Here is a 9,543-nt window from a genome sequence, read left to right on the forward strand (position 1 = left end):
CGCCGGGCTACGCCCGGAGGTCGGGGTCGGACCCGATGACGCCCTCGCTCGAGGGCGGGTTCACCGATCCGGCCGTGCCGCCGACGCCCGAGGCGCCGACGGTGCCCGTGGGGTTCGCGGTGCCGGGAAGGCCGATCGAGTCGTCCGAGGCGGTCTCGCGGCCGCCGTGGACCTCGCCGCGCCAGGCGCCGGTCGGCACCTCCTGCTTCTCGATGTACTCCTTGAAGCGATGCAGGTCGCGCTTGACCTGGGCGTCGTCGACCTGCAGGGCCGCACCGGCCTTCTCGACGAAGCCCTCGGGCTGCCACTCGATCGTGAGGTCGATGCGGGTCCGGTCGGCCGAGACGGGCCGGAAGTCGACGCGCCCGCGATGGTGGACCTCGGCGCTCGTGCTGCGCCATGCGACGTGGTCGTCGGGCACCTGGTCGGAGATGTCGGCGTCGAACTCGCGCTTCACTCCCGCGATGGAGACGATCCAGTGCGTCGTCGTGTCATCGAGCTGGCGGACCGATTCGACGCCGCTCATGAAGTGGGGGAACGACTCGAACTGCGTCCACTGGTCGTACGCGACCCGGACGGGAACGTCCACCTCGGCATCCGCGGTGACGGTCGTGCTCATGTTGAACCTCCGTTTCGACGGCACGCAGGGTTGCGCGCCGCGGCCACGGTAGGCACGCGCGCTCCGGGGGGTCGAGGGGGTTGCAGGCCCGGAAGGCGGCTGGTACGACGGAATCACGCAAGCGGCGACGTTCGGGGGTGCGGCATGGGTGACCGGAAGACGGATGCCGAGCGGTGGTGGCCGCACCTGTCGATCGAGGCCAAGCACGAGATCCTCGCGGACCCGACGGCTCCGCTGTCGGAGCGCGTGCGCGGCGAGATCGCGGAACGCACCGGCGCCGACGCGCCCGAGCGGCTGGGCGCCGCCGACGTCGCGTTCATCGAGACGCAGATCGAGGCGGTCGACTGAGCGGCGGGGTCCGGGTGGCACGTGAGGCGCGCCATCCGGCCGTGGTCACTCGATCTCGAAGGGCTCGTCCTCGGAGGGCTCGGGCACGTACTGCAGGCCGGCGGTGCTGTTCGCGGAGAGCAGCATCTGCTCGATCCACAGGCGGTTGAGCTTCGGCGGTCGGTTGCCGCTGAAGATGAACTGCAGCGGGATGGACTCGTGCAGCCACAGGGTGGTGCGCCCGCTGCCGTGCTCGATGCCGTGCTCCCAGGTCATGGCGAAGCTCTCGGAGCGGCGCAGCTTGTTGATGATCGCCACGCGCAGGTGCGCGAGGGTGCGGTCCTCGATCTCGATCTCGCGATTCGAGGAGTTGTAGATCAGCTTGCCCATGCCCTCGAATCTAGCGCCCCGGCGGCGCGCGTTCCGGCTGCCGGGCTCAGCTGCGTCCCGGCTTGAGCACGACCTTGATGCAGCCCTCCTGCTTCTTCTGGAAGACCTCGTACATCTCGGGCGCTCGCTCGAGCGGCACGCGGTGCGTGACGAGGTCCTCGGTGCCCAGCGGGTCGTCGGCGTCCTCGACCAGCGGCACGAGATCCTCCTGCCAGGCCTGCACGTTGCACTGCCCCATCCGCAGGCTGAGCTGCTTGTCGAACATCGTCATCATCGGCATCGGGTCGGCCACGCCGGCGTAGACGCCGCTGAGCGAGACCGTGCCGCCTCGCCGGACCGCCTCGATGGCGAGCATCAGCGCGGCCTGGCGGTCGAGGCCCGCGGTGGTCATCAGCTTCTTCGCCGCGGCGTCCGGGAGGAGGCCGACGGCCTTCTGCAGGAGTTCCACGCCGGAGCTGCCGTGGGCCTCGAGCCCGACGGCGTCCACGATCCCGTCGGGCCCGCGGCCGTCGGTCGCGTCGCGCAGCCCCTCGAGCGTGTCGTCGTCGGAGTCGAACACCTCGGCGCCGTAGCGCTCGGCGAGCAGCCGTCGTTCGACCACGGGGTCGACGCCGAGCACGCGGTACCCGAGGTGGCGGCCGACCCGCACCGCGAACTGGCCCACCGGCCCGAGCCCGATCACCCCGAGCGTGCCGCCCTCCGGCACGCCGGCGTACCGGACGCCCTGCCAGGCCGTCGGGAGGATGTCGCTGAGGAACAGGTAGCGCTCGTCGGGCAGGTGCCGTCCGACCACGATCGCGTTCGCGTCGGCGCGTCGCACGCGGAGGTACTCCGCCTGCCCGCCGGGAACCGACCCGTACAGCTCGGTGTAGCCGTAGAGGTCGGCGCCGGTGCCGTGGTCGCGGTTCTGGGTGGTCTCGCACTGCGTCGTCAGGCCGGCCCGGCACATGACGCACTCGCCGCAGGAGATGACGAACGGGATCACCACGCGGTCGCCCACCTTCACGCGGCTCACGTCGGCGCCGACGGCCTCGACGACGCCCATCGCCTCGTGGCCGAGGATGTCGCCGCGTTCAAGGAACGGCCCGAACACGCTGTACAGGTGCAGGTCGGACCCGCAGATCGCCGTCGACGTGACGCTGATGATCGCGTCGGACGGCTCGACGATGGTCGGATCGGGCACGGTCTCGACGGAGACGTTGCCGGTGGACTGCCAGGTGAGCGCACGCATGCGGACCGGTCTACGCGACATCCCCCGACGCCCCCAGACCCTTGACATCCCGGACGACCGCCCGTCACGCGGGGGGAAGCGCTTCTCCGGAGAAGCGCTTCTGTCAATCCCCTACTCGGCCCCACCGCCCCGCCGTACGTTGAACATGTCCGGGGGAGACGGAACGGCACCGACGATCGGGGATCACATGCGATGCGTCCAACGTGCCTCAGCCGCGACCGCTGCGCTTGCAGCGGCGGGGCTCCTTCTCAGCGGCTGCGCCGTGGGGACCGGCGGGCAGGCCGGCGACACCGCGGGGGAGTACGATCCCGACGCCGAGCTCTCCGGTGAGCTGACCGTGATGGGCTTCTCCGGCGTCGACGAGGTCGCCACCGCCCGCATGGAGATGGCGGAGGCCGAGCTGGGCGACGTCGAGGTCGAGCTCATCGAGGGCGACCTCGACATCCAGCAGTTCCTCTCGTCCGTCGCGTCGGGCGAACCGCCGACGCTGCTGTACGCCGATCGCGACCAGATCGGCTCGCTCGCGGCTCGCGGCGCCATCATCCCGCTCGAGGACTGCATCGACGGCGAGGGCATCGAGACCGGTGACTTCGTCGAGTCCGCGCTCGACCAGGTCACGCTCGACGGCACGGTCTACGGCATCCCCGAGTTCAACAGCGTCCAGCTCACGATGGCCAATCAGCAGCTCCTCGACGCGGCCGGCGTCACGATCGAGGGCGTCAACGGATCCGATCGCCAGGCGATGACGGATGCCGCGGGCAAGCTCGTGAAGCGCGAGGGCGACAACGTGTCGGTCATCGGCGTCGACAGCAAGCTCCCGGAGTTCCTGGCCCTGTGGACCCAGGCTGCGGGCGGCTCGCTGATCAGCGAGGACGGCCGCACCGCGCAGCTCGACTCCGCCGAGGCGGTCGAGTCGCTCGAATGGGCGGCCGGCATCTACGAGGCGCAGGGCGGCTTCCCCGCGATCAAGGCCACGCGCGACGCGGCCGACTTCTTCGGCGAGGGCAACCAGTTCGCGACGAACACGCTCGGCGCGATGCCGATGGAGCAGTGGTACCTCAACGTGCTCAACGAGGTGTCGCCCGACGCGCCCATGGCGTTCGACACCGTGCGCACGACCGACGGCGAGCCGATCGCCTACGCGACCGGCAGCGCGTGGGCCATCCCGTCCGGCAGCGACAACGCGGATGCCGCGTGCCGCTGGGCGCGCGTCATGACCTCGGTCGACGCGTGGCGTGCCGCGGCCGACGCTCGGCTCGCGCTCCGCGAGGAGGAGGGCCTGCCCTTCACCGGCATCCTCACCGGCAACACCGTGGCCGACGAGGAGATCCAGGGCATGACCACCGCCGACGAGGAGCCGTGGGCTTCCGGCGTCGCCGCCATGTACGAGGCGAACCAGAACACGTTCTCGCTGCCCGCGAACCCCGCCGATGCGGAGTTCGAGGATGCCATGTTCGAGGCCGTCAACAGCGTGCTGAACGGCGAGGCCGAGCCGGCCGACGCGCTCGCGAAGGCGCAGGAGACGGCGCAGGAGGCCCTCGACGAGGGCTGGGCCGAACTCGAGGGCGGTGACTGATGTCCACCGGGACACGGCCGGGCGTGAGCTCGGAACGTGAACCGGTCGGCACCGTCGCGGCCGGCCCGCCGCCCGCGGCGGTGCCGGCCGACGGCGGCGCGCGACGGCCGGGGCGGCGACGGGCCGCGCGACGCAACTTCCTCTCTGCGATGCTCTTCCTCAGCCCGTGGATCGTCGGCTTCCTGGTGTTCACGGCCTGGCCCATGGTCTACAGCGCGTACCTGTCGCTGACCGACTACGACGTGATCAACAACCCCGAGTTCATCGGAGTCGAGAACTACATCGAGATGGCCTCCGACGAGAAGCTGCTGCTCGCACTGGGCAACACCGCGTTCTTCACGCTGCTGCAGGTGCCGCTGTACGTGGTCGTCTCGCTCGCGCTCGCGCTGCTGCTCGATCGCGCGGGCCGGGCGTCCGGGTTCTTCCGCACGGTCTTCTTCCTGCCGAAGATGACGCCTCCCGTCGCGGTCGGCATCCTCTTCCTGCTGCTGTTCAACGGCCAGAACGGCCTGATCAACACCGTGCTCGGATGGTTCGGGATCGACGGCCCGTCGTGGACCACCGACCCCACGTGGGTGAAGCCCGGTCTGGTGTTCATGTCGCTCTGGACGGTCGGCGCCTCGGTCATCATCCTGCTCGCGGCGCTCCGGAACGTGCCGAAGGAGCTGTACGAGTCCGCGCAGCTCGACGGCGCCGGCTTCTGGCGGCAGTCGTTCAGCGTGACCCTGCCGATGATCAGCCCGGCGCTGTTCTTCATCATCGTCGTGAACACCATCGCGGGGCTGCAGACGTTCGACGAGGCGTACACCGCGTTCTTTGGCGCCGGCAACACCACGTACAGCAACGACGCCGCCCTCTTCTACGTCATCTACCTGTTCCAGCAGGCGTTCGAGTTCCTGAACATGGGCTACGCGTCGGCGATGGCCTGGCTGCTGTTCCTCGTGATCATGGCGGTCACCGCGGTCCAGCTCATCGTGTCGCGACGCCTCGTCTACTACGAGGGGGACCGATGACCACCGACATCCGCATCGCGGCCGCCGAGTCGCAGGCCGCCCGGCCCGATGCCGTGCAGCCCCCGCAGCGCCCGATCCCGTCGGGCCCTCGCGGTCGCGCGCGGGCACGACGGCGGGTGGGCACGATCCTCACCTGGATCGCGCTCTGCCTGCTCGGCATCGTGTTCGTATACCCGTTCGTGTGGCTCGTGAGCGCGTCGTTCAAGCCCCGGAGCCAGGTCTTCGACAACCGCCTCATCCCCGAGACGTTCACGTTCGACAACTACGTGCAGGTCTGGCAGGAGGCGCCGCTCGCGCTCTGGCTCCTCAACACCGCGATCGTGACGGTCCTCGCCGCGGTCACGGTCACGATCTCGAGCGCCATGGTGGCGTGGGGGTTCGCGTACTTCCGCTTCCGCGGCCGCGGGTTCCTCTTCGGGCTCGTGCTCGCCACCATGATGCTGCCGGGCGCGGTCACCATGATCCCGACGTTCCTCATCTGGAACTCGCTCGGCCAGGTGGGCACGCTCACCCCGCTGTGGGCGGGCAACCTCTTCGGCAGCGCGTTCTACATCTTCCTGCTGCGCCAGTTCTTCCTCGGCCTGCCGCGCGACCTGTTCGAGGCGGCGCGGATCGACGGCGCGAGCCAGTGGGGCGTGTTCTGGCGCATCGCGCTGCCGCTGACGGGGCCCGCGCTCGCCGTGGTGCTGGTGTTCGAGGTGCAGGCCGTCTGGACCGACCTCATGAAGGCCCTGATCTACCTGCGCGACTCCGACACGTTCACGATCCCGAGGGGCCTGAAGTCGCTGGTCGACGCCTACGGCTTCGGCGGCGAATGGCACTGGGAGATCATCGTCACCGCCAGCGTCATCACGACGGTCCCGCTCATCATCGTGTTCTTCCTCGCCCAGAAGCGCATCATCGACGGCGTCGCCTCGACCGGGCTCAAGGGGTAGGCCGGGCGAGGCGGATGCGGCGGGCCGGCGCTCGGTGTGCAGGCGCCGGCCCGCGGCATCCGTCGACCGCGGTGGCTCAGCCCTCGACCGACGTGACGTGGTGCGGCGTGCCGACCGGCTTCGACTCGCTCGAGCCGCGCTGGCGGAGCACGATCGACAGGGCGACCATGCTGCCGACCGCCAGGAACTCGGACTGCCAGTTCTGCAGGGTGCGGTTCCAGAAGTCCGGATTCACCACGTACTCGGCGACCGTGATCGCGGGCTCGCCGTGCATGGCCTGCTCCTCGTTGTAGACGACGTTGCCGGCGAGCGCCTGCGCGATCCAGGACAGGAGGAAGATCGCGCCCATCGTGAGGAGCAGCGAGTTGCTGTAGACCCAGGTCTTCCAGCCGCCGGCCCGCGCCCACGCCGGCGAGTCGTCCTTGGCGAACCGGCCGACCAGTTGCTCCTTGTCGGAACCCACGCCCTCCTCACCCGGCTGCTTGGACTCGGGCGAACCCTTCTGGACGAGCCAGATGGTGAGCAGGATGAACAGGAAGAACTGCAGGTACTCGGACTGCCAGTTCTCGGCCACGTCGACCACGAAGTCGGAGGAGGTCACGAACTGGCCCCAGCTCTCGAGGGGCTCGCCGTGCTGCGCGTTCTCCTGGTTGACGACCGCGAGCCCGGCGAAGGACTGCCCGATGAGCGCGAGCACGAAGATGACGCCGAAGAAGATGCTGAGCAGGTGCTGACGGATGCGCATCGACTACCTCCCGGCCATGATGACAGCGAACATGTACGCGAGGCCGCCGAAGATCCCGACGATCCAAGACATGAACACGACTCTCATGTCTGGAACGTACCGCTGCTCGCCTTCCAGGGAGCGGGGGTTGACGAAACGGTTCCCGGCGCTCGATTGGCGCGTCGGCGGCGGGTGGGTTAGAGTAGCCGGGTTGCCTGATGAGCGAGCATCGCGCAGGCGACATCCCATGCGCCCGTAGCTCAATGGATAGAGCATCTGACTACGGATCAGAAGGTTGGGGGTTCGAGTCCCTCCGGGCGCGCAGAAGAAGGCGGTTCGCGACAGCGAGCCGCCTTCGTCGTTCCCACGCCGCCGAGCCCGTCGCAACGCGAGTCGTGCCATCCGCCCGCCGCGATGCTTGCCCCGCGCCGCCCCGACGTGCCAGCATCCCCGAAGGGGGAAGGGGACGGCATGGAGGCGACGGACTACCCGGACATCAGCGAGCACGGCCTGATCGGCGACCTGCAGACCGCGGCGCTCGTGGCGACGGACGGCACGATCGACTGGTTCTGCATCCCGCGCTTCGACGGGCCCAGCGTCTTCGGCACGCTGATCGACGCCGAGCGCGGCGGATCCCTCCGGGTGCGGCCCGCGACCGACGACTTCGTCACCCGGCAGCTGTACCTGCCCGACACCGCGATCCTCGTCACGCGCTTCATGACGGAGGCCGGCGTGGGCGAGGTCATCGACTTCATGCCGGTGACCGACGGGGAGGCGACCGACCGGCACCGCATCGTCAGGATGGTGCGGGTCGTGCGCGGCACGATGACGTTCGTGGGCGACATCCAGCCTCGGTTCGACTACGGGCGCGCGCCGCACGAGATCAGCGCCGTGGAGCCGGGGGGCGGGGTCCGGTTCTCCGCCGGCGACCACCATCTCACCGTCCACCGCGTCGGCGGGTTCGTCATGCACGGCGACGAGCGGGCCGGCCGCATCGAGCTGGTCGACGACGGCCTGCGCATCACCGGGACCCTGCACGCGGGCGAGATGACCGGCATCGTCGTCGAGTCGGGTGGGGCCGAGCCGGCGCGCGTCTCGCACGACGAGATCCTCGAGCTGTTCGCCGAGACCCGGCGGTTCTGGCGTCGCTGGAACGACCAGTCGACGTATCGCGGGCGCTGGCGCGAGATGGTCGCGCGCTCGGCGATGACCCTCAAGCTCATGACCTACGCGCCCACCGGCGCCCTCGTCGCCGCGCCGACCGCGGGCCTGCCCGAGCAGGTCGGCGGCGAGCGCAACTGGGACTACCGGTACACCTGGATCCGCGACGCCTCGTTCTCGGTGTACGCGCTGCTCGGCCTCGGCTACACCGACGAGGCGGAGGCCTTCGTTCGGTGGCTGCTCGACCGGATCCACGAGAGCGTCGGCGAGGCGTCCGGTCCGCTGAAGATCATGTACCGCGTCGACGGCACGTCCGACCTCGGCGAGGAGTCGCTCGAGCACCTCGAGGGCTACCGCGGATCGTCACCCGTGCGCATCGGCAACGGGGCCGCCGACCAGCTGCAGCTCGACATCTACGGCGAGGCCATGGACTCGATCCACCTCGCCGACACCCACGGCCTCGAGCTGCCGCACCGCGGCTGGGCGCAGACGCGCGCCATGCTCGACTGGGTCTGCGACAACTGGGATCGTCCGGAGGAGGGCATCTGGGAGACCCGCGGCGGTAAGCAGCGGTTCACGTACGGGCAGTTCCAGTCGTGGGTCGCGCTCGACCGCGGCATCCGGATCGCCCGCACGCGCGGCCGGCCCGCTTCGATCGAGCGGTGGACGGAGGTGCGCGACGCGATCTACGAGCGCATCATGGACCGCGGCTGGGATGCCGAGCGCGGCGCGTTCGTGCAGCGCGAGGGGTCGACCGTGCTCGACGCGTCGCTGCTGCTCATGCCGCTGATGGGGTTCATCGCGCCGCGCGACCCCATGTGGCTGTCGACCCTCGACGCGATGGACGGCGAGCTCGTCTCCGACAGCCTCGTCTATCGGTACGACCCCGCGGCATCGCCCGACGGCCTGCGCGGCTCCGAGGGCACCTTCACGCTGTGCTCGTTCTGGTACGTCGACGCGCTCGCACGCTCCGGACGGCTCGACGAGGCGCAGCTCGTGTTCGAGAAGATGCTCACGTACGCCAACCACCTCGGACTCTACGCCGAGGAGATCGGCCTGACCGGTGAGCAGCTCGGCAACTTCCCCCAGGCGTTCAGCCACCTCGCGCTCATCAACGCGGCGATGAACCTCGACTACCAGCTCGATCACGGCTCCGGCTACGTCGATCCGGTGCTGCAGAAGGGGCGCCGCGTCACCCCCTGACCTCGTGCGGCGGCCGGCGGCCGGCGGCCGGCGGATGGCGCGAGGCCGCGCCGCTCAGAACCGCGGCGGTTGCTCGGGCGCGCGCACCCGCAGCCACGCCACGTGGCACGGCTCCAGCACGATCCCGCGTTCGAGCGAGACGCGGCGGTCGGTGATGAGCTCGTGCGCGTCGGGCGCGAACCCCGACAGCGTCGTCGCGTCGACGGTCGCCGGCGCGTCGCCAACGTTGGCGAGGCACAGCACGGTCGTGGGGGGGGGGGGGGGGGGGGGCGGCTCGCCCGGCCGCTTTTGTTCCCCAACAGTCCGGTGCTTCGCGTCCCACGGGACAAGCCGGCCGCCCACCAGCTTCCCTCGTAAAAGACCA

10 protein-coding genes and 1 tRNA gene are annotated in these 9,543 nt (G+C 69.9%); 6 read left to right on the forward strand and 5 right to left on the reverse strand.

What is annotated here, in order from left to right:
• Window positions 1-7: 7 nt before the first annotated feature.
• Entirely contained in the window at window positions 8-619 is a 612-nt protein-coding gene (locus ACZ4TW_RS07135) for an SRPBCC family protein (protein ID WP_465541543.1), read from the reverse strand.
• A gap of 144 nt (window positions 620-763) precedes the next feature.
• Between ACZ4TW_RS07135 and ACZ4TW_RS07140 the strand changes: the two genes are divergently transcribed.
• Window positions 764-967, forward strand: coding sequence for a hypothetical protein (locus tag ACZ4TW_RS07140; RefSeq protein ID WP_465541545.1), 204 nt, complete (start codon window positions 764-766; stop codon window positions 965-967).
• Between the two features lie 45 nt (window positions 968-1,012).
• Here ACZ4TW_RS07140 and ACZ4TW_RS07145 read toward each other — a convergent pair whose 3' ends face one another.
• Both ACZ4TW_RS07145 and ACZ4TW_RS07150 read right to left on the reverse strand, forming a co-directional pair.
• Window positions 1,013-1,336: a DUF7882 family protein gene (locus tag ACZ4TW_RS07145; RefSeq protein WP_465541546.1), complete on the reverse strand. Its 324-nt coding sequence runs from the start codon at window positions 1,334-1,336 to the stop codon at window positions 1,013-1,015.
• A 46-nt stretch (window positions 1,337-1,382) separates the two neighbouring features.
• The gene (locus ACZ4TW_RS07150) at window positions 1,383-2,567 is read right to left on the reverse strand and encodes an alcohol dehydrogenase catalytic domain-containing protein (RefSeq protein WP_465541548.1); all 1,185 of its coding nucleotides are present in this window, start codon (window positions 2,565-2,567) and stop codon (window positions 1,383-1,385) included.
• Window positions 2,568-2,829: 262 nt separating this feature from the next.
• Here ACZ4TW_RS07150 and ACZ4TW_RS07155 point away from each other — a divergent pair, with 262 nt between their 5' ends.
• The 3 genes from ACZ4TW_RS07155 to ACZ4TW_RS07165 all read left to right on the forward strand — a co-directional run bounded on the left by ACZ4TW_RS07155 (window position 2,830) and on the right by ACZ4TW_RS07165 (window position 6,091).
• A complete protein-coding gene (locus tag ACZ4TW_RS07155) occupies window positions 2,830-4,143 on the forward strand; it encodes an extracellular solute-binding protein (protein WP_465541549.1) in 1,314 nt (437 codons plus the stop codon).
• A 149-nt stretch (window positions 4,144-4,292) separates the two neighbouring features.
• Window positions 4,293-5,156, forward strand: a complete 864-nt coding sequence (locus ACZ4TW_RS07160) for a carbohydrate ABC transporter permease (protein WP_465541862.1) — start codon at window positions 4,293-4,295, stop codon at window positions 5,154-5,156.
• Window positions 5,153-6,091 carry a carbohydrate ABC transporter permease gene (locus ACZ4TW_RS07165; RefSeq protein WP_465541551.1) on the forward strand — a complete coding sequence of 313 codons (939 nt, stop codon included), beginning with the start codon at window positions 5,153-5,155 and terminating at the stop codon, window positions 6,089-6,091. Before ACZ4TW_RS07160 ends, ACZ4TW_RS07165 begins: the two co-directional genes overlap by 4 nt.
• Before the next feature lie 76 nt (window positions 6,092-6,167).
• Here the strand turns inward: ACZ4TW_RS07165 and ACZ4TW_RS07170 are convergent, their stop codons facing one another.
• Complete coding sequence (locus tag ACZ4TW_RS07170) at window positions 6,168-6,836, reverse strand: DUF6766 family protein (protein WP_465541552.1); 669 nt, start codon at window positions 6,834-6,836, stop codon at window positions 6,168-6,170.
• 228 nt (window positions 6,837-7,064) lie between these two features.
• Here ACZ4TW_RS07170 and ACZ4TW_RS07175 point away from each other — a divergent pair.
• Window positions 7,065-7,137, forward strand: a tRNA-Arg gene (locus ACZ4TW_RS07175).
• A gap of 149 nt (window positions 7,138-7,286) precedes the next feature.
• Window positions 7,287-9,179 carry a glycoside hydrolase family 15 protein gene (locus ACZ4TW_RS07180; RefSeq protein ID WP_465541553.1) on the forward strand — a complete coding sequence of 631 codons (1,893 nt, stop codon included), beginning with the start codon at window positions 7,287-7,289 and terminating at the stop codon, window positions 9,177-9,179.
• A 54-nt stretch (window positions 9,180-9,233) separates the two neighbouring features.
• Here the strand turns inward: ACZ4TW_RS07180 and ACZ4TW_RS07185 are convergent, their stop codons facing one another.
• Complete coding sequence (locus ACZ4TW_RS07185) at window positions 9,234-9,422, reverse strand: hypothetical protein (protein ID WP_465541555.1); 189 nt, start codon at window positions 9,420-9,422, stop codon at window positions 9,234-9,236.
• Between the last annotated feature and the right edge of the window lie 121 nt (window positions 9,423-9,543).

It is taken from the genome of Agromyces sp. NPDC029043 (assembly GCF_055564615.1).